Source organism: Stenotrophomonas sp. 05L413 (assembly GCF_056397945.1).
Genome location: NZ_JBFTOL010000003.1, coordinates 66,048 through 85,615 on the forward strand (window position 1 = coordinate 66,048; position 19,568 = coordinate 85,615).

At 67.0% G+C, this 19,568-nt stretch carries 13 protein-coding genes; 3 read left to right on the forward strand and 10 right to left on the reverse strand.

Annotated elements, in window-relative coordinates; genetic code table 11:
- Nucleotides 1-7 precede the first annotated feature (7 nt).
- Together AC1DIQ_RS06930 and mtnC are read left to right on the forward strand one after the other, a co-directional pair.
- The gene (locus AC1DIQ_RS06930) at nt 8-571 is read left to right on the forward strand and encodes a 1,2-dihydroxy-3-keto-5-methylthiopentene dioxygenase (RefSeq protein ID WP_121036663.1); all 564 of its coding nucleotides are present in this window, start codon (nt 8-10) and stop codon (nt 569-571) included.
- A gap of 3 nt (nt 572-574) precedes the next feature.
- Complete coding sequence (mtnC, locus tag AC1DIQ_RS06935) at nt 575-1,273, forward strand: acireductone synthase (RefSeq protein WP_461770434.1); 699 nt, start codon at nt 575-577, stop codon at nt 1,271-1,273.
- Between the two features lie 73 nt (nt 1,274-1,346).
- On the opposite strand, the gene AC1DIQ_RS06940 is transcribed toward mtnC, so the two are convergent.
- The 6 genes from AC1DIQ_RS06940 to AC1DIQ_RS06965 all read right to left on the reverse strand — a co-directional run bounded on the left by AC1DIQ_RS06940 (nt 1,347) and on the right by AC1DIQ_RS06965 (nt 11,273).
- The gene (locus AC1DIQ_RS06940; RefSeq protein ID WP_478049728.1) at nt 1,347-3,989 is read right to left on the reverse strand and encodes a beta-mannosidase; all 2,643 of its coding nucleotides are present in this window, start codon (nt 3,987-3,989) and stop codon (nt 1,347-1,349) included.
- An 87-nt stretch (nt 3,990-4,076) separates the two neighbouring features.
- Nucleotides 4,077-5,270, reverse strand: a complete 1,194-nt coding sequence (locus AC1DIQ_RS06945) for an AGE family epimerase/isomerase (RefSeq protein WP_478049729.1) — start codon at nt 5,268-5,270, stop codon at nt 4,077-4,079.
- Nucleotides 5,267-6,262, reverse strand: coding sequence for a carbohydrate kinase family protein (locus tag AC1DIQ_RS06950; protein ID WP_282258862.1), 996 nt, complete (start codon nt 6,260-6,262; stop codon nt 5,267-5,269). The genes AC1DIQ_RS06945 and AC1DIQ_RS06950 overlap by 4 nt, the downstream gene beginning before the upstream one ends.
- Before the next feature lie 7 nt (nt 6,263-6,269).
- Nucleotides 6,270-7,580, reverse strand: a complete 1,311-nt coding sequence (fucP, locus tag AC1DIQ_RS06955; RefSeq protein ID WP_282258864.1) for an L-fucose:H+ symporter permease — start codon at nt 7,578-7,580, stop codon at nt 6,270-6,272.
- A 44-nt stretch (nt 7,581-7,624) separates the two neighbouring features.
- The gene (locus AC1DIQ_RS06960) at nt 7,625-8,668 is read right to left on the reverse strand and encodes a LacI family DNA-binding transcriptional regulator (RefSeq protein ID WP_121036657.1); all 1,044 of its coding nucleotides are present in this window, start codon (nt 8,666-8,668) and stop codon (nt 7,625-7,627) included.
- Nucleotides 8,669-8,786: 118 nt separating this feature from the next.
- A complete protein-coding gene (locus AC1DIQ_RS06965; RefSeq protein WP_478049730.1) occupies nt 8,787-11,273 on the reverse strand; it encodes a GH92 family glycosyl hydrolase in 2,487 nt (828 codons plus the stop codon).
- Between the two features lie 567 nt (nt 11,274-11,840).
- Here AC1DIQ_RS06965 and AC1DIQ_RS06970 point away from each other — a divergent pair.
- Nucleotides 11,841-14,906 (forward strand): TonB-dependent receptor, encoded by a 3,066-nt coding sequence (locus tag AC1DIQ_RS06970; protein WP_152150683.1) that lies wholly within the window; start codon nt 11,841-11,843, stop codon nt 14,904-14,906.
- A 120-nt stretch (nt 14,907-15,026) separates the two neighbouring features.
- Here AC1DIQ_RS06970 and AC1DIQ_RS06975 read toward each other — a convergent pair whose 3' ends face one another.
- The 4 genes from AC1DIQ_RS06975 to AC1DIQ_RS06990 form a co-directional block, all read right to left on the reverse strand.
- Complete coding sequence (locus tag AC1DIQ_RS06975) at nt 15,027-15,776, reverse strand: copper homeostasis protein CutC (RefSeq protein WP_461770429.1); 750 nt, start codon at nt 15,774-15,776, stop codon at nt 15,027-15,029.
- Nucleotides 15,773-16,771, reverse strand: coding sequence for a glycosylasparaginase (locus AC1DIQ_RS06980; protein WP_282258872.1), 999 nt, complete (start codon nt 16,769-16,771; stop codon nt 15,773-15,775). Before AC1DIQ_RS06980 ends, AC1DIQ_RS06975 begins: the two co-directional genes overlap by 4 nt.
- A 33-nt stretch (nt 16,772-16,804) precedes the next feature.
- On the reverse strand, nt 16,805-17,806 hold the full coding sequence (locus tag AC1DIQ_RS06985; RefSeq protein ID WP_336619079.1) for a glucokinase: 1,002 nt from the start codon (nt 17,804-17,806) through the stop codon (nt 16,805-16,807).
- A gap of 145 nt (nt 17,807-17,951) precedes the next feature.
- Nucleotides 17,952-19,550 (reverse strand): calcineurin-like phosphoesterase C-terminal domain-containing protein, encoded by a 1,599-nt coding sequence (locus AC1DIQ_RS06990; protein ID WP_121036651.1) that lies wholly within the window; start codon nt 19,548-19,550, stop codon nt 17,952-17,954.
- Between the last annotated feature and the right edge of the window lie 18 nt (nt 19,551-19,568).

Sequence of the window (19,568 nt, forward strand, 5' to 3'; positions counted from 1 at the left end):
CGCCGCCATGAGCCGACTCCGTATCTTTGATGACACCGCCCCGGATGTCCCGCTGTTCGACAGCCGGGATGGCGAGGCGATCGCTGCCGAACTGAAGAAGATCGGCGTCACGTTCGAGCGCTGGCAGGCGGCCCACGAGGTCGCGCCGGGCGCCAGCCAGGACGAGGTCTTCGCCGCCTACAAGGTCGATATCGACCGTCTCGTCGCCACGCACGGTTTCAAGAGCGTGGACGTCGCCTCGATCGCGCCGGACAACCCGAACCGCGCCGAGCTGCGCAGGAAGTTCCTGGACGAGCACTTCCACAAGGAAGATGAAGTCCGCTTCTTCGTCGCCGGGTCGGGGCTGTTCACCCTGCACGTGGACGGCAAGGTCTACGAGATCGAGTGCGTCAAGAACGACCTGATCGCCGTGCCCGATGGCATCACCCATTGGTTCGACATGGGCGAGGAACCGAGTTTCGTGGCGATCCGCTTCTTCACCGAGCCGGATGGCTGGGTCGGCCATTTCACCGGCAGCGACATCGCCCAGACCTTCCCGCGTTACCACCCCGCACAGCACCAGGCCGACTGATCCATGCCGCAACCGACCGTCATCCTCACCGATATCGAGGGCACCACCAGCAGCATTTCGTTCGTCAAGAACGTGCTGTTCCCGTATGCGCGCAAGGCACTGCCGGCGTTCGTCGCCGCGCATGGCCAGGAGCCGCAGGTGCGCCGCTGGCTGGACGCGGTGGCGGTGGAGATCGGTGGCGCCTGCCAGGACAGCCTGATCGTGGAGACGCTGCAGGGCTGGATCGACCAGGACCGCAAGCACACCGCGCTCAAGGCGCTGCAGGGCATGATCTGGGAAAGCGGCTACCGCAACGGCGACTACAAGGCGCACTTCTATCCGGAAGTGGCCGCCGTACTGAAGGGCTGGCATGCGCAGGGCAAGCCGCTGTACGTGTATTCCTCCGGCTCGGTGCCGTCGCAGAAGCTGTTCTTCGGCTTCAGCGAAGCCGGTGACCTGACCGGGCTGGTCTCGGGCTGGTTCGATACCGAAGTGGGCGGCAAGCGTGAGGCCGACAGCTACCGCCGTATCGTCGAGGCGATCGGTGTACCGGCCGCGCAGATCCTGTTCCTGTCTGACGTGGTGGAAGAGCTGGATGCCGCGCGCGATGCCGGCCTGCAGACGCGCCTGATCGACCGCCTGGACGATTACCCGCTGCCGCGCAGCGGTGAGGCCACCCACGGCCACGACCGCGTCGAGAACTTCCAGCAGATCACGCTGTAACGGGTGGATCCACGCCACGCGTGGATGCCTTTCGCGCGATTCCGGTACCACGCCACCCACGCATGGCGTGGCCCTACCTCCGGATATCTGCCAAGGAGTGCAGGCGCAACGCGCCGCGCAGCGTGGCCAGATCCGCCTCCGCGCGCAGCCGGATCGTCACCGTTTCACCCGGCAACAGGTCGAGCGCATTGTTCTCCAGCGCGGCATCCAGCCCATCGAAGTCGATCCACAGCGCCCGCACCAGCGTCGGCGAGCGCAGCGTCAGCAGGTAGCCGTCGCCATCGGCGCGCAGCGCGCTGTCGATCTTCGCCGGTGACAGCGCCAACGCTTTGGCCGGGACGAAATACACCACCTGCTGCGACAACAGCGTGGCGCCGTCGAACAGCTCGACCACCGCCACGGTGCGGCCCGGATCGGCGCCCTTCAACAACACGGCATCGGCGAACTGCCCTACCTCCAGCGCGGACAGTGGTGGCACTGCCACGGTGTGCCGCTGCTCGCTGCGCTGGGTGCCGTCGAGATCGAGCACGCGCAGCCGCCATGTCGCCTGCAGGCCCTGCTGACGATCATTGAGCAGGCTCACCCGGGTCACGCCCTCGTCGCGCAACGCCGCCACCGCGTGGTCGGCGAAGAAACGTTTGGCGTGGAAGTGCAGCGCCTTCCAGCGGCCGGCGTAATCGATGCTGGACCACGACGCCCCCGGCCATACATCGTTGAGCTGCCAGTACAGCGAGCCCATCGTGTACGGCCGCGAGGCCCGGTGATGCAGGGCAGCGAGCTGGATGCCATCGGCCTGCATCACCTGGCTCAGGTAGACGAACGTGGGGAAGTCACGCGGCGTGCCGTACTCCTCCTCGATGTACTTGAGCAGGCGCTGGTTGCCCTCGCCCGCCATGAACTTCTGGTGCGCGCGCACCGTCGGGCTGTCCACCTGCTGCTCGGCGGCGGGAATGATGACGTCCAGCGTGCGCAGCACCGGCCAGGCCTGCAGCCCGTATTCGGACATGAAGCGCGGCGTTTCACGCAGGTAGGCGGTCACCGGCAGCGCCGGGTTGCCCCACACCTGCCAGTAGTGCTTGTCGCCACGGGTGGAATCGTTGGCCTTCTCGTCCAGATCATTGCTCGGCGAGCTGGACCAGTACGGCACGCCCAGCCCTTCCTCGGCCACCACCTGGCGCAGGTCGTTGCCGAACAACTCCACATAGCCCTGCCAGACCTTCGCGGCGAAGGCAGGATCGGCAGCGGTCAGGTCACGGCCGTGGCCCCAGTCCTTCCATGCGGTCTCTTCTTCGTTGTTGCCACACCACAGCACCACGCTGGGGTGATGCCGCAGGCGGCGCACATTGTCGCGCGCCTCGCCGACCACGTTCGCGCGGAACGCCGGATCGTAGCCGGGCTGCATGCCGCCACCGAACATGAAGTCCTGCCAGACCAGCAGCCCCAGCTCGTCGGCGATATCGAAGAACACATCGTCTTCGTAATAGCCACCGCCCCAGTTGCGCAGCATGTTCATGTTGGCATCGCGCGCCGCGGTCAGCTCGCGGCGGATCCGCGCCGCGTCCACACGCGCGGGGAACATGTCGAACGGAATCACGTTGGCGCCCTTGGCGAAGATAGGCACACCGTTGATCACGAACGCGAAGCCCTGTCCGCCGTTGCGGTCCACCTCGCGGCGCAGCTCGACGGTACGCAGGCCGGTGCGCTGCTCGATGTGCGTCGCCTCCGCCGTCTCAGGTGCCAGCGTGGCACGCACGGTATAGCGGGCCTGCTCGCCCTGCCCGGCCGGCCACCAGCGCCGCGGCTCCTGCAGCGCCACCGGCACCGCGACGCGGTTGTCACCGGCCTTCAGCATCGTCCTGCGGTCGATGCGCGCCACGCGCGTGCCGTCCGGATCCAGCACCTCGATCTGCACCGACGCGGAACCAACCACTGCGCTTTCCACCTCGACCGCGATCTCAAGCTCAGCCTGTGCGGCATCCAGCGCACGGGTCTGCACCGCCATCGCGGTCAAGCGCTGCGCGTCCCAGCTCTCCAGCGTCACCGGCCGCCAGATGCCCGCGGTCACGTAACGCGGGCCCCAGTCCCAACCGAAGTGGTAGCCCGGCTTGCGTACGAAATTGCCGACCATCGCGTCTTTGGGCTCATCGCCATACGGCGAGGGGTAGTTGCCGGCGATCTTGTGCGGCATCGCCTGCACGTCCGGCAGCAGGCTGCGGATCGGCGAATGCAGCACGATCCGGAGTTCATTGCCGCGAGGCCGCAGCCTGCCCTCCACCCGTGCACGCCAGGTGCGATGACTGTTGTTGGGCTGCAGCAACGGCTGGCCGTTGAGCGTGACCGTGGCGAACGTATCCAGGCCTTCGAACGCCAGTTCGGCGTGCGCGCGCGCCAAGGTCGTCGCATCCACATCGAATCGTGCGCGGTATTCCCAGTCGGCCAGGCCGATCCACTGCAGCCCGGCCTCCGGCGCACCCACGTAAGGATCGGGAATCTGCCCCCGCGCCAGCAGGTCGGTATGCACCGCACCCGGCACCTGTGCCGGGCGCCACTGCTGCAGGTCAGGGTGCGCGGCACCGCGCGCGTCACCGGGCAGCAGGCGGAATGACCACTCCGCCGCCAGCGGGGCGGCTGCCACGGGCAGTGCCCATGCTGCCAGCAGGACCAGCATCAGCCAGCTGGCCGGTGCAACGACATGGAGACGGCTGTGCGCGCGCATGGGGACCTGCCTGGCTGCGGGGGCAGCCGACCAACGGTCGGCGCTACCGGGATGTCGGGGAAGCCGACCGACGGTCGGCTTCCGGATTCAACGGACCACGTTGAGCACTTCGTAGCACGCGCCCATGGTGTGGTAATCGGTCTTGCCGGCCGGGCTCTTCTCATCGCTGTACTTGCGGTTGTCCGCATCCAGGATGCGGTACCAGGCACCGTAGCGATGATCGATCATGTGCTGCCACGCGTAGCCCCACAGGGCGTCGTACCAGTCCCAGTACACGGCATCGCCGGTGCGCTTGGCCAGCAGCGCGGCGGTGGCCAGCGATTCGGCCTGTACCCAGAAATATTTGTCGTCATCGCAGACGCTGCCATCCGGCGCGAAGCCGTAATACAACCCACCACGCTCGGCGTCCCAACTGCGCGCCACCGCCACATCGAACAGATGCCGCGCGGTCGGCACCAGCCAGTCGGCGTGTACGTGGCGATCCAGGATCAGCAGCAGCTTGGCCCACTCGGTCTGATGCCCGGGTTGGAAACCCCACGGACGGAACAGGTGCTTGGGGTTGTCGCGGTTGTAGTCCCAGTCGATCTGCCACTGGGTATCGTAGTGCTCCCACACCAGGCCGTCGCCCTGCGCCGCCTGGCGGCGGGTCATGTGGTCGGCCTGCAGCAGCGCACGATCAAGGTAGCGCTGCTCGCCACTGGCCTCGAACGCGGCCAGCATCGCCTCGCACATGTGCATGTTGGCGTTCTGGCCGCGGTAGTCGGTGAAGTTCCAGTCGGCGTCGGCTTCGTCCTTGTACAGCCCGAACGCCGGTTCCCAGAAGCGCGTTTCCAGCAGCTGCCAGGTCTCGTCCATCCACGAACGCGCCTCGCCAATGCCGGCCTTCAGCGCGCAACTGTAGGCCAGCAGCACGAACGCCACGCCGTAGCAGTGGTTGGTCGCGTCTTCGACCACGCCGTCGCGCAGCGTCCACGCATAACCGCCGGTGGCCGGATTGCGATGCACCTCGCGCAGGTAGCGCACGCCGTGTTCGGCCGCCGCCAGATCCTCGGGCTTGCCGAATTCGCGGTAAGCCATCGCATGGTTGAACACGAACCGGGTGCTGCTGACCAGATGGCGGTGGCTGGCATCGTACACGCTGCCATCGTCACGGTAGTAGTGGAAGAAACCGCCCTTCGGGTCGATTTCATGCGGCTGGTAGAACGCCATCGTCTGCGCGATGTGGGCGCGCAGGAACGCGGGCGAGCGGAAGTCGGGGGTCGGCGGAACCGGCGTGGTCATGCGGCGTCATCCTGTTGTTGCTGCAGCAGTTGCTGGACTTCATGAAGGCTGGGCATCGCGGCGAAGGCGCCCTTGCGGGTCACGGCCAAAGCACCGACGGCCGCGCCGAACCGGATCGCCTCCACCAGCGCGGTGGGGTCCTGGCAGAACGCGGCAAAACCGGTGCCGTCGCCGCCGCGCTCGCCGATCCCGAACAGCAGGCCGCCGACAAAGGCATCGCCCGCCGCGGTGGAATCAACCGTGGTCACGCGGAAACCGGTCAACACGCCGTGGGTGTGGCGGGTATGCCAGCGGATCGGCGCGGCGCCGTCGGTGATCACCACCGCCTGCGCCTGCGCACCCAGCAGGCGTGCGATCACGGCGGCGTCGCCGCCCGGCACTGCGGCCGCCAGGTACTCCAGTTCTTCGCGCGAGAGCTTGACCAGATCGGCCAGCGACAGGGCTTCCCACAACCGCGGCAGCGGGTCGACAGCGGTCGGCCACAGCGCGGGGCGCAGGTTGAGGTCGAGGCTGACCATCGCACCGGCCTGGCGGGCGCGGCGCATGCCCTCCAGCGTGGCCTGCGCGATCTCGGCCTCGGTCAGGCTGTTGGAGCACACGTGGAAGCTGCGCGTGCCTTCAAAGCAGTTCGGGTGGAAGTGCACACTGCGGAACAACAGATCGGCCGCCGGCGGGCGGTAGAAGCTGAAGCTGCGTTCGCCGCCGGCATCCAGTGCGACGAACGCCAGCGCGGTCTTGGCGGCGTCGGTGCGCACGATGCAGTCGGTCGCCACGCCGGCACTGGCCAGGCTCTCGGCGAGGAAGTCGCCGAACATGTCCTGGCCGAGCATGCCGGCAAAATGGGTGTCCGCACCGAGCCGCGCTGCGGCCACGGCCACGTTGGCCGGCGCACCGCCGGCATACTGCAGGAAGGCACGCGGGGTGTCCGGGGTGGCCGGCGGTTGGGCAAGTAGATCGATCAAAATCTCGCCGAAACAAACAATCTTGGACATCGTGGCCTCAAGCTCCCTGACGGAATCCGACGGCCGGGCGCGAACCGGACAGGCCGTAGAAGATGATGTAGCCGTAGCACAGCAGCGGCAGGATGAAGGACTCATGCAGCCCGATCTGGTCGGCCAGCAGGCCCTGCAGGTACGGCACCACGGCGCCGCCGACGATGGCCATGATCAACAGGCTGGAGGCCTTGTTGGTCAGCGTGCCCAGGCGTTCGATGCTCAGCGCGAAGATGGTCGGGAACATGATGGAATTGAACAGGCCCACCGCCACGATCGAATACAGCGCGACCTGCCCCTGGCTGAGCATGGTCAGCGCCAGCAGCGCCACGTTCATGCCCGCGAACAGGGTCAGCAGCACACGCGGCGAGAACCGGGTCATGATCGCCGAGCCGGCGAAACGACCGATCATCGCCAGCGTCCAGTAAGCCGAAACGTAATGGGTGGCTTCCTTCTCGGTGAAGCCGCCGATGTTGGGCAGCGACAGGTAGTTGACCAGGAAGCTGCCGATCGACACTTCCGCCCCAACGTAGAAGAAGATCGCCAGCACGCCGAACAGCACGTGGCGATGGCGCAGCGCATCCAGCAGGGTGTGCTTGCTGGTATCGGCCTGCTCGGTGGTCTCGGTCAGCGCAGGCAGACGGAACAGGTAGACGAACACGGCCAGCAGGAACAGCGCCACGGCCAGGCCGACGTACGGGCCCTGCACCGATTGCGCTTCCTGCACGCGGTAGGCGATCTGCTCGGCAGCCGGCAGCGCGCCGATCTCATCGGCACTCTTGACCGTGTTGCCCAGGATCAGCAGGCCACCGAAGATCGGTGCGATCGCGGTCCCCAGCGAGTTCAGCGCCTGGGCCAGGGTCAGCCGGCTGGAGGCCGTCTGTTCCGGACCGAGCAGCGCCACGTACGGGTTGGCCGCGACCTGCAGCACCGTGATGCCGGTGGCCAGCACGAACAGGGCGCCCAGGAAGGCTTCATACACGCGCAGTTCGGCGGCCGGCCAGAAGCCCAGCGCACCAACCGCGGCGATCGCCAGGCCAGCCACGATGCCCTTCTTGTAGCCCAGATGCGCAACCAGCCGGCCGGCCGGGAGCGACATCAGGAAGTACGCACCGAAGAAGGTGAACTGCACCAGCATCGCGCGGGCATAGTTCAGTTCGAACACCGCCTTCAGATGCGGGATCAGGATGTCGTTGAGGCAGGTGAGGAAGCCCCACATGAAGAAGATGGTGGTCGCCACGGCCAGCGCGACACGCGTGTTCACCACGGGCGCAGCGGAGGATGAGGAGGGGAGGCGGGGCGTAGGAGAGATGGGCATTCAGGTACGCGCCTCAGTGCGCGAGCAGGTGATTGGGGAAACCATCAGACGGTCATCGCGCCACTGCTCTCGCGAACGCGGAGCTGGACCGGTGCAACGGTACGGGCCGGCGCCGCGTCGGGATGATCCAGACGCAGCAACAGCAGTTCGGCCGCCTGTCGCCCGCGCTCGCGCGGGTTGACGGTCAGCGTGGTCAGCGGCGGCGATGCCACCGAGGCCTCGGAAATATCATCGAAACCGGTCACCGCGAAGTCGCGGCCCGGCTGCACGCCGCGCGAGGCCAGGCCCAGCATCAGGCCCAGCGCGACGCTGTCGTTGTAGCAGACCGCTGCGGTCGGCACGGCATCCAGCGCGAACAGCTCGCCGGCGCGCGCAGCCGCATCCAGGCGGCTGGGCGAGGTTTCGATCAGCCACGCCGGCTGCACCGGCATGCCCGCCTCGACCAGCGCCTGCGCATACCCGGTACGACGCTGATGGCACGAACTGGAGACCGCGTGGCCGCCATAGAACGCGATGCGGCGGTGGCCCTGTTCGATCAGATGACGGGTGGCAAGGTAGGCACCCTGCTGGTTGTCCAGGGTCAGGAAGTCCCAGTCGGCCCCCGGCAGTTCGCGGTTGAACAGCAGCACGTTGGCATGGCCGAGCACCTGGCGCAGCTGCCCGGCATCGCTGCCTTCGGCCGGCGACAGGATCAACCCGGCGGGCATGTGCTCCATCAGCGTGGTCAGCACCGCCTGCTGCCGCTCCGGCGATTCGCCGGTGCTGCCAAGCAGGGTCACGAAGCCCTTGCCGCCGAGCGCTTCATCCACCCCGGAGGCGAATTCGGCGAAGAACGGGTTGGACAGGTCGTTGATGACCAGGGCCACGCTTGAGGACGTGCGGCGACGCAGATTGGCCGCGCCGCGGTTGTACACGTAGCGTTGGCGTCGCAGTTCGGCCTCCACCTTGGCACGGGTGTCGACGTTCACCAGCGGGCTGCCACGCAGCACCAGCGAGACGGTCGCGCGCGACACGCCGATCGCTTCGGCGATGTCGGTCACGGTGACCGCGCGCGTGCCTTTGCCGGCGGGGGTGGCCTTGTCTTTCATCGGGTCGTCGGGTTCCTCAAGCAAGGTGCAAGCCTAAACGATCGCATTGACCAGCGGTCCCTGCCCGCGCCAAGGGTCAACCCCGGTGGGCTGGCCACGGCGCGGACCGGCGCGTGGCTCATTCCAGTACTGCGCCGGGGGTGGCGCAGAAGGACGCCGGCAGCGCCTCGGCCTGGGTACCCCAGCCGTTCTCCTGCGCGGTGCTGCCCAGGGCGAAGGCGATGGTGCCACCGCGCTGCAGCTGCGCCCAGTCCAGCCACACCGGCGCATGCGCGCGGCCATCGACCTGCACGTTCTGGACATACTGCAACTGGCGGCCATCCGCGCCCGGCGCCTTCAGGGTGAGCGTCCTGCCCTGGCCCAGATCGATCTCGGCGCGGGCGAAGCGCGGCGTATGCAACAGGAACTCGCCGCTGCCCGGCACCGCCGGGTACAGGCCCAGCGCACTGAACAGGTACCAGGCCGACATCGTGCCCAGGTCATCGTTGCCGGTGACGCCGTTGGGCGCGTTGGTGAACAACTGCTGCGCGGCGCGCACCACGGTGGCGGTCTTCCACGGCTGCCCGATCAGCGTGTACATCCAGGGCGCGTGCAGGTCCGGTTCGTTGTTGGGGTTGTAGCGGTACTGGTTGTAGTAGCTGTAGGGACCGACCACCCATTCCTTGCGGGCGGCGGTCAGCGGCGTCTTCACCAGCGCGTCGTAAGCGAAGAAGGTATCCAAGCGCCGCGCGGCCTGCTCGCGGCCGTGCATGGCCTGGACCAGGCCCGGCACGTCCTGCTGCGCCAGCCACTGGTATTGCCACGCGGTGCCTTCATGGAAGCCATGGTGCGAGCGCGGGCTGTACGCGCCATCGGCCGGCAGGTACCACGCGCCATCTTCCATGCGCGGCCGCGGGAAGCCGTTGAAATCGCCCTCTTCATCGCGCACCGACGGGTCCCACACCTTGTGCCAGTTGCGGCCACGCTCGCGCAGCACGCCGGCATCGGCGGCATGGCCGAGGCCATCGGCCATCTGCGCCAGGGCGCAGTCGGCCAGCGCGTACTCCAGCGTCGCCGAACCCCCGTGGTGCGGATCCACGTCCATCCCCTTGGAGGGGAAGGCGCGGTCGTACTGGACATAGCCATTGGCCAGGTAGCTCGGGTTGCCCGAACGGCCCGCATGACGCGAGTTCATCGGCGGCACCTCGAACGCATTCTTGCGCAGCGCGGTGTAGGCCTCCCTTTCGCGGCCGGCCAGCGCGCCGAAGCGCCACAGGTCCACCAGGAACGGCGTGACCGGGTCACCCGTCATCACGTTGGTTTCGAAGTTGGCGTAGCCCCAACGCGGCAGCCAACCGCCCTGCGCTTCAATCGCCAGCAGGGTGCGGCCGATATCGCGCGCGACCTCCGGCTTGGTCAACGCCAGCCACTGGTTCTGTGCGCGGTAGGTATCCCACAGCGAGAAGTACTCGTAGTAGGTCCAGCCATCGGCGCGATGGATGTTGTCGTCGTAGCCACGGTAACGGCCGTCGGCATCGCTGCCGGTCAGCGGCTGCAGCAACGCGTGGTACAGCGCGGTGTACAGCACGGTGCGGTCGTCGCTGCTGCCGCCCTGGACACGCACGGCAGCCAATTCCTTGCGCCACTGCTGCTGGGCCATCTGGCGCATCTGATCGAAGCCGAGCAGGCGACCGCCCTGCATGCCATCGCTGCGCAGATTGGCGCGCGCCCCTTCGGCATCCACGTGCGAGATCGCGCTGACCGCGGTCACCGCACGGCCCTTGGCCAGATCGAAGCTCAGCCAGGCGCCGCTGGGCTTGAGCTCGCCTTCCATGCCATGGCGTGCGCCCGGCAGGCCGCCGCCCTCGCCCCAGGTACCGAACGCCTTGAACGGGCGGTCGAACTCGATGCGGAACCAGGTGGTGTACTGATGCCCGCCACAGAAGCTCTTGGTGACCAGCTTGCCTTCCACCGCGCGGTCGCCGACAACATCAACCACGCTGCCGATCACCGAATGGCGCTCGTTGGCCTGGCCGAGGTTGACCAGCACGTGGCCGGTGCCCGCATCGGCGGCGAAGGTGTAACGCTCGGCCGCGGCACGCGTGCGTGCGGTAGCCTCCGCGTCGATGCCGCCGTAGTTGGTCAGGCGCACCTTGTAGTAGCCCGCCTGCCCGATTTCACCCTCGTGGGTGTAGCTGGAGGCGTAGCGCTTGTGGTCGAAGCTCTTGGCGTCGTCGGTATTGAAGTCACCGCCCGGGCCGATGCTGCCGGTCACCGGCAGGACCGAGACCTGGCCGCCCTGCTCCCAGCAGCCGGCGCCGGACAGGAAGGAATGACCGAAGCCACGGATCTTGGGATCGTCGTAGCGCCAGCCAGCATAGTGCTCACCGATCGGGCTGACCTGGATCAGGCCGAACGGCGCCGAGGCACCCGGGAACGTATTGCCATCGTCCTTGCTGCCGATGAAGGTGTTGACCTCGCGCTCCAGCGCCGCAGGCGCGGCCTGAAGCAACAGCGGCGCGCAGCTCAGGGCCAGCAGGCAGGCCAGACCCGCCAGTGGGCGGCGGCGGGCCGGGACGGCACCGGCGGCGGGAACAACGGAAGGACGGTGAGAAAAACGGGTCACGGACACGGACTCCTTGGCGGACGTGGCGGCAGCGCGAACCAGTGGCGGCGGGCGCCGCTGGTTCCCTGGACTGGGCGACCCAATCCACACCCCGGTGAATTTAGATCGATTTAAGTAAAGCACGGGAATTTCGGGGGATGCATTCTGCGCTGCAACATCGGCGGCACCCTGGGGCCAGCAGCAGCGTGTCCAGTTGCGCACTCGGCTGCACCGCCCACCCGTGGGCAAGCGGATCGGCACCCGTCGGCCCGCCGACAGGGCTGGGGCGGCCAACCCAGCGCCGCCGCGGCCTCGGCCCGGCACAAGCGAAAGCACCGCCGGGATCCATATTGCGGAGCAGCATGCGTCCCCCGCGCGGTCGTGCTAAAAATCCCCCGCCAATCGTTTAGATCGATCCAACTTAAAACGGTCACGATTGCCGGAAGTGGGGAGCCGGGGGACTGCCCCACGCGATGCATGCGGGACGCGCCAGGCAACTCGACGCTCGAGAAAGTCGGCTTCAAACATTAGATCGATTCAAAGAATTCGTATCGCCACCGTTTCAATCCAGGAGAGGGAGAGAGTGGAATGAAGATGTCACGCATGCACCGCCGCGTTGCGTTGTCCGCGGCCATTGCCAGCGCGTTGGCCACGGCCATCGTGCCGGCCAGCGCCTTCGCGCAACAAGCAACCCCGGCCACCGGCACCCCCGATGCGACCACGCTCGACAGCGTGACCGTCACCGGCTATCGCTACGCCATCGAGAAGAGCCTGCAGCAGAAGCGCGATGCCAACGCCGTGGTCGAAGTGATCACCGCCGAAGACGTGGGCAAGTTCCCCGACAAGAACGTGGCCGACGCGCTGCAGCGCGTTCCCGGCGTGGTGATCACGCGCAGTGGCGGCGAAGGCAAGAGCGTCAGCGTGCGCGGCCTCGCGCCGGACCTGACCCTCACCCAGTTGAACGGCAACTACGTCGCCACCTCGGAAACCAACAACGAGGCGTCGCGTTCGTTCAACTACACGCTGCTGCCGTCGAACATGCTGTCCAGCGCGGAGCTGTTCAAATCCCCGGAAGCGCGCATCGACGAAGGCGGCATCGGTGGCACCGTGATCCTGCATACCCGCCGCCCGCTCGATATGGAAGCCAACTCCGGTTACGTCAACCTGGAAGGCACCTCATCGGACACCAGCCACGACATCGATCCGCAGGCCTCGGCGCTGTATTCCTGGCACAGCAAGGACGAACGCTTCGGCGTGCTGGTGGGCGTGACGCAGCAGAAGCGCACCAGCCGCACCATGGAAGCCAGCACCGAGGACTACCAGTGGTATGGCGCAGGTGACGCGCGTGATGCCAACGGCAATGCGCTGCCGCAGGATGGTATCCACTACTGGTGGGGGCAGTCCGGCTTCAACAACCAGACCGGCGGCAACTACAGCGACTTCTTCATGCCGACCTCGGTCAACTTCGCGGTGAAGGAAGAAAAACGCGAGCGCAAGGGCGGCCAGCTGACCTTCCAGTTCAAGCCGCTCGACAACCTGACCCTGACCGCCAACTACTTCCGCTTCGAGCTGCAGGGCGATTACACCCAGAACATGCTCAAGGTGCCGGAGTGGAGCATGGCCCGCTTCAATGGTGACGGTAACTGGGCCGGCGGCCGGCTGCTCAACGGGCTCGATTTCGATCCCAGCGGCAGCATCGTGACCGGCGCACAGTTCGAGAAGCTGCCAGGCAAGGCCTACATCTGCAGCGAAGAACAGGCCGCGGCGGCCGGCCTTGCGCCGGGCGGCTGGGGGCCGGACGACTGCACCCTGCCCACCCCGCAGCTGACCGGTGGCTACAGCAAGGAAAAGGCGCTTTCGCAGACCGCCGACCTGTCGGTCGAATGGGACATCAGCCCGCTGTGGAAGGCGTCCTTCACCGGTGGCCGTACCTGGTCCGAAGGTGGCCCGTCGATGAACTTCCGGATGTCGGCCAAGCCGCGCCGCAAGGTCGGTCCGGACTATCTGTCGGGTAACCAGTACACCGCATGGGACCTGACCGGCACGCCGTCGGTGCAGTTCTCCCCGGACCTGCAGCAGCAGCTGATGGCCGGCATTGCCGAAGTCGACACCGGCTCGACCGACTCGTCGTGGATGCAGACCGAGGTTGAACAGAACTACTTCCAGGCCGATTTCACCAAACTGTTCGAGACCGGCTGGCTGGATTCCATCCAGTTCGGCACCAAGTACCGTGACGGCAAGGTCCACCGCAACACCGGCAACACCTACTGGGTGTGCCAGGGCCTGGATCCGGCCGACTACGACAACAACCGTTACCAGGCCGGCTGCGATTCCACCGCCGGTGATGCCCAGCCGGGCTTCTTCCTGTCCAACCCGATCAGCAACATCGCCGGCGGCTTCAACGCCAACGTGTTCCCGGGCATCAACTACCCGGCCTACATCAATTACCTCAACCAGACCTACGGCGGCTCGCACAACCGCACCGAAGAAGACTTCGTCTACGACGTCAACGAGAAGATCTACTCCGGGTACTTCCAGGCCAACTTCCGTACCGAGCGCCTGCGCGGCAATGTCGGTGTGCGCGTGGTGCGTACCGAGCAGTTCGCCCAGTCGAGCGATTCGGTCGAGCGCTTCAACGATTACTTCGTCGATAACGCCAACGGGTCGCCGATGAGCTGCGATGACCCGGCCGCGGATCCGACCCTGCGCTGCCAGGGTGGCTTCGTGCGCCTGCCGGACAACCAGGTGCGCGACAAGGTCTACACCCTCAGCTCACTGGACAAGACCTATACCGACTTCCTGCCGAGCTTCAACATCGCCTGGGACATCAACGACAGCCTGGTGCTGCGCGGCGCAGCCTCGAAGGTCATCGCGCGGCCGGGCTATACCAGCATCGCCTACCCGGGCGGCCTGAACTACATCAGCGAGGAGTACAGCAACGACCGCCGTGTGGCCGGTGGTACTGACACCCCGGGCTGGTACGGCTCGGGCAGCAACAAGAACCTGGAACCGTTCAAGGCCGTCCAGTTCGACCTCGGCCTGGAGTGGTACTTCAAGCCCGGCTCTGCCGCCGGCGTGGCGCTGTTCCGCAAGAACGTGGACAACTTCACCGTGCCGGTGGTGCGCGACCAGCAGATGACGGTCGGCGGGCAGTCGGTCACCGTGCAGAAGTACCGCACCGAAGCCAACGGCCGTGACGGCGTCTCGCAGGGCGTTGAAGTGTACGGCCAGTACACCTTCGACATGGGCTTCGGCGTCCAGGCCAACTACACCTACAACGACACCAACCTCGCCTCGATCGTGCTGGATGGGGAAGAAATCGGTGCCTCGCCGCTGGTGGGCAGCGCCAAGAACCAGGCCAACGTCACGATCTTCTATGAGAACGACACGATCCTGGCCCGCGCCTCGTACAACCGCCGTGGCGAAGTGGTGGGCGGCCTGAACAACGGCATGACCACCTACACCAAGCCGTACGACCAGCTCGACCTCAACGTGGCCTACAACATCACCCCGGACTGGACGGTCACCGCCTCGGTACTGAACGCCACCAAGTCCGAGCTGCAGAGCTATATCGGCGATGACAGCCAGGCCCGCCTGCTGTCCAACATCTATGCCGGCCGCCAGCTGTACTTCGGCGTGAACTGGAAGTTCTAAGCCTCACCCGCCCCCGCCTTCGGGCGGGGCAACGGTCCTCCACGGCAGCTGCGCTTGTACAGGCGGCTGCCGTTTTTCTAATGGGGACGGAGGTAGTTAATTGCGGCCGGGCGTCGCGGATTAACTACCTCCGTCCCTATTATCAAGAGCCGCGCACAGTGCTCTGACGTGCGCTGTGTCGGTCACGTTCCAGTCCGGCGACAACCCGGTCAACGCGGGATTGTGGTGACGCATTGCCGACGGCTGCGTCGCCTTCGCCGAGGCGTGCAGTTCAACGCACCCGCTGCGGTCGGCCACCTCCATGACGTTGGCCGCAGTGATTCCCGCACCGGCCATGAGTGAGATGCGGTCGCCGGCCTGCGCCACCAGGGCGGCCAGCACATCGGCACCGGCCAGTGCACTGGCCTGCCCGCCCGAACTCAGGATGCGTTGGCAGCCCAGCGTCACGATCTGCTCCAGTGCCGCCGGCAGATCACGTGCCGCATCGAAGGCGCGGTGGAACGTGATGCCGAGCGGGCCTGCTGCGGACACCAGTTCCCGGCACAACGCCATGTCGATGCCACCGTCGGCATCCAGCGCGCCGATCACGACGCCCTCGCAGCCGAGTGCACGGCAGTACGCGATATCGCGCAGCATGATCTCGGCCTCCAGCGCGGTGTAGAGGAAATCGCCAGGCCGCGGCCGGATCAGCACGAACAGCGGAATCTGCAGGCGATCACGGGCGACCGCGATGCTGCCCTGCGACGGGGTGGTGCCGCCCTCGGCGAGGTTGTCGAACAGTTCGATCCGATCCGCGCCCCCCTGCTGGGCGGCCAACGCAGAGGCCACCGAATTGGACGCGATCTCCAGCACCCGGCACGGCGCGCTCACGTCTGCTCGCTCGTGTACACCGAGGCGGAATCACGCAGATCGTCCTGCCGGTCCTTGTCGCAGACCGCGTAGACAAAGCCGCGGTGCAGCGCATAGGCGCCGACCTCACCGTGCTTGTTCAACGCGAGGAAGCACACCTGCAGGGTCTTGCTTGCCTCAGGGCGCTTGCGCACTACCCGGGCGATCGCCTCGCGGCAGGCCTCGGCCGGCGAGCGGCCCTGGCGCATCAGCTCGACCACCAGGAATGAGGCGGCATTGCGGATCATTTCCTCACCGACACCCGAGGCGGTGGCCGCCCCGACCTCGTTGTCGACGTACAGGCCGGCCCCGATGATCGGGCTGTCGCCAACGCGGCCGTGCATCTTCCAGGCCATGCCACTGGTCGTGCAGGCACCGGCCAGGCGCCCCTGCGCATCGATCGCGAGCATGCCCAGTGTGTCGTGGTTGCTGCTGTCGCCGGGGCGGCTGCGCCGTTCGGCATTGATCTCGGGCGTGTACTGCGCGGTCTTGAGCCACTCGCGCCAGGCCTTCTCGGCTTCCGGGGTAAGCAGCTTCCTGCGTTCAAAGCCCTGCTGCACCGCGAACTGCTGCGCGCCCTCGCCCACCAGCATCACGTGCGGCGTCTGTTCCATCACCCGCCGTGCCACCGAGACGGGGTGCGCGATATCACTCAGCGCCGCCACCGAACCACAGCGGCCATCGCCGTCCATGATGCTGGCATCCAGGCTCAGCACGCCGTCACGGTCCGGATTGCCGCAGCGCCCGACCGTGGGATTACACAGATCGCTCTCGGCCCAGCGCGCGCCGGCCTCGACCGCATCGAGCGCGGAGCCGCCGCTCGCCAGCGTTTTCCAGGCCACCTGGTTGGCTCCCACACCGAAATCCCAGGTGGACACGACGCGCGCGCCGGAGGCAGTACGTGCCTGCAACGTCGGCAGCGCGAGGGCGCCAGCGGCCAAGGCACTGGCCTGGAGAAATCGCCTGCGGTCAGTCATGGGTAGGTCTCCAGCGAACGGAAAATGAGGGAATTACACGACGATACAGCGATGCTCCGCATGCCAGACCGCCGCGCCAAGCACGCCGAGCTCGCCGTGGTCCACCCGCCAGATCGGCACCTGGCGCAGCACATCGTGCATCACGCCCTTGGCCAGGAAGCGCGCGCGGAAACCGCCATCGCGCAGGAAGCGGTCCACCCGCGTGGAGATGCCACCGGCCAGGTAGACCGAGCGCGCACCGAAGGTCGTGGCCAGGTCGCCGGCCAGACTGCCGAGCCAGGCGCAGAACACCTCCAGCGTCTCGACCGCCACCGCATCCACGCCCTCATGGGCGGCCGCGATCAGGGCTTCGGTGCTCGTCCAGTGCGGCGTGACGCCACGGATATCGCACAGGCAGGGATACAGGTTCATCAAGCCGCCACCTGACAGGACGCGCTCGTTGTCCACGTGCTCCCAGCGCTGCAGCAGGCGCGAGAGCACCTCCAGTTCCAGCGGATTGCAGGCGTTCAACGCGGCGTGGCCGGCTTCGCTGGCCAGCACCGGACGCTCGCCGCCCTCGAAGCGCAGCGCTGCGCCCAGGCCGGTGCCCGGGCCCAGCACCAGCGCCGGCCAGCGCGGTCCCGGCTCGGGATCGCCATTGAGGGCCACCATCGTCTCCGGCGCCACGTGCGGAATCGCATAGGCCACCGCTTCGAAATCGTTGATCAGCGCCAGCGACGCCAGCCCGGAATCGTGACGGGTCCGGGCGACCGAGACCGGCCACGGCAGATTGGTGTTGACCAGGTGATCACCGTCCAGCAAGCCAGCGATCGCGACCACGGCACTGTCCGGCGCTGCCGGCAGCGTGGCGATGAAAGCGGCCAGGATCGCGGCCAGACTGGGGTGCTCGGCGCAGGCATAACGCTGCAGGCCGCTCAGCTGTGGCGCAGCACCCGCCCGCACAGTGGCCAGCGCGACGCGGGCGAACGTGCCGCCCACATCGGCCACGATCAGCGTGTCAGGGGGGGAATCCCGGTGGGCCGCGGTCCGCGCCACATCAGGTTGAGCCGGAACCGGTACCGCTGCGCTCACTCGCTTGCCTTGGTTGAATCGATTGAATCCCGGCGATTCTCAGGCATCGCCGGGGGAATGCAAAGCCGCCTGCGCCATACAGCGCCGTACTGAACCCACGGCGCCGTGCTCAGGGCTTGGCGGTCTGCAGGCGGTAGCTGGTGCTGGCCGTGGCCGTCGGGCCATCGCCCTGCACGGCACGCACTTCCACCTTGTGCTCGCCCACGGCCAGGTGGGTCGGCAGCGCGCCGCGCCACAGGTGCGGTGACGGCGTGGCTTCCGGCGAGCGGTCGAAGCCACGCAGGCGCTCGGCGGTGTCATCGGCGACGTTCTCCTGCAGCAGGCGCGGATCGGGCTGCTCGACGCGCTTCATTGGCTGCCAGGCGCCATCGTCCACGCGGTACTCCACCAACGAATCGGCCTGGCCCATGAACACGTTGGCGTATACGCCCCAGGCCGGATAAGCGCCCTGGCGAAGCACCTTCGGCGCATGCAGGGCGATCTGGTAATCGTCCGGCGCACGCGCCACGTAATAGCGCAGGCCGTAGTCGCCACCGGGCTTGACCGACAGCACCGCATAGCCGTTCGGGGTGCCATCGCTCATGGTCGCATCGGGGATGCCGTTGCTGTCCTTCACGCCCGACCAGAATGCCCCGCAGGCCGCGCCCACGTTGTACTCGTGCAGCGGCTTGCTGCCCTGCCAGCCTTCGGCCGCACCGTGGTAGTAGTGCTGCTGGGTGTGACTGTGGCCGCTGAGCACCAGTACGTTCGGGAAGTCCTTGAGCAGCGCGAACAGACGCGTGCGGTCGGCATGGCGGAACGTCTCCCGGCCGGGCGCGGCATCGAACAGCGGGATGTGCATGCCGAGCACGATCAGCCGATCACGCGGCAGCCCCTTGAGATAATTGCCGAGGAAGGTGAACTGGTCCGCGCGCAGGCCACCCACGTAGCTCGGTTTGGCCTTGGGGTCGTAGACCACGTCATCGAGGAACACGAAACTCGCGCCGCCCTCTTCCACCGCATAGGTATCCGGGCCGTACACGGCGCGCCAGCTGTCCAGCGAGTGCGCATCGTTGCCGGCGTCCATGTCCAGGTCGTGGTTGCCCGGCACGTGGAACCACGGCACCTGCAGCTGCGCGGTGACCTTGTTGATGTCCGGGTACAGGCTCAGGTCGTCGTTGACGATGTCGCCCAGGGTGGTGCCCAGCCGCGCCGGGTGCTTGCCGATGATCGGCTCGACGATGGCGCGCTGGTAGTAGCCGATGTCCTGGCGACTGGCGGTCTGCGAATCGGTGAACACCAGCATCTCGAAACCGTTGCGTGCCGCATCGGTGCCCTTGGCCGGTTCCAGCGCGAAATCCCAGTTGCGGGTGGCGCCGCCGGTGGCGCGGATGCCGTCGTACTTCAGCTTTGGCGAGCCCTGGGGCGCGTAGTGGCGCCAGTAGGAAGGCAGCCCATTGGCCGCCGCCGGGAAGCGGTACTCGTCCGGCTTGATCACGAAGATGGTCTGGCCCTCGCGCACCGGCAGGCTGTAGCTGCCATCGGCGGCGGTGCGCACGATCGTTTCGCCGTTGGAGACCTGTACCCCGGCCAGGCCGGGATCGGTCGGGCCGCGCCCGGGCTTGCCGTCGCGCTCCTGATACACCTTGCCGGTGACGGTCGTTTCAGCAGCCCAGGCAGGCGAAGTCATCAACAGCAGGCAAGCCAGCCAGGCGGCAGTACGGGTCATCGGGGGCGGTCCGGTCGG

Excerpts from the sequence above, each read along its gene's own strand:
- AC1DIQ_RS06930 (WP_121036663.1), top strand. The coding sequence starts at position 8 with ATGAGCCGACTCCGTATCTTTGATGACACCGCCCCGGATGTCCCGCTG.
- mtnC (WP_461770434.1), top strand. The coding sequence starts at position 575 with ATGCCGCAACCGACCGTCATCCTCACCGATATCGAGGGCACCACCAGC.
- AC1DIQ_RS06950 (WP_282258862.1), bottom strand. The coding sequence starts at position 6,262 with ATGTCCAAGATTGTTTGTTTCGGCGAGATTTTGATCGATCTACTTGCC.
- AC1DIQ_RS06990 (WP_121036651.1), bottom strand. The coding sequence starts at position 19,550 with ATGACCCGTACTGCCGCCTGGCTGGCTTGCCTGCTGTTGATGACTTCG.
- AC1DIQ_RS06960 (WP_121036657.1), bottom strand. The coding sequence starts at position 8,668 with ATGAAAGACAAGGCCACCCCCGCCGGCAAAGGCACGCGCGCGGTCACC.
- AC1DIQ_RS06970 (WP_152150683.1), top strand. The coding sequence starts at position 11,841 with ATGAAGATGTCACGCATGCACCGCCGCGTTGCGTTGTCCGCGGCCATT.
- AC1DIQ_RS06945 (WP_478049729.1), bottom strand. The coding sequence starts at position 5,270 with ATGACCACGCCGGTTCCGCCGACCCCCGACTTCCGCTCGCCCGCGTTC.
- AC1DIQ_RS06980 (WP_282258872.1), bottom strand. The coding sequence starts at position 16,771 with ATGACTGACCGCAGGCGATTTCTCCAGGCCAGTGCCTTGGCCGCTGGC.
- AC1DIQ_RS06940 (WP_478049728.1), bottom strand. The coding sequence starts at position 3,989 with ATGCGCGCGCACAGCCGTCTCCATGTCGTTGCACCGGCCAGCTGGCTG.
- fucP (WP_282258864.1), bottom strand. The coding sequence starts at position 7,580 with ATGCCCATCTCTCCTACGCCCCGCCTCCCCTCCTCATCCTCCGCTGCG.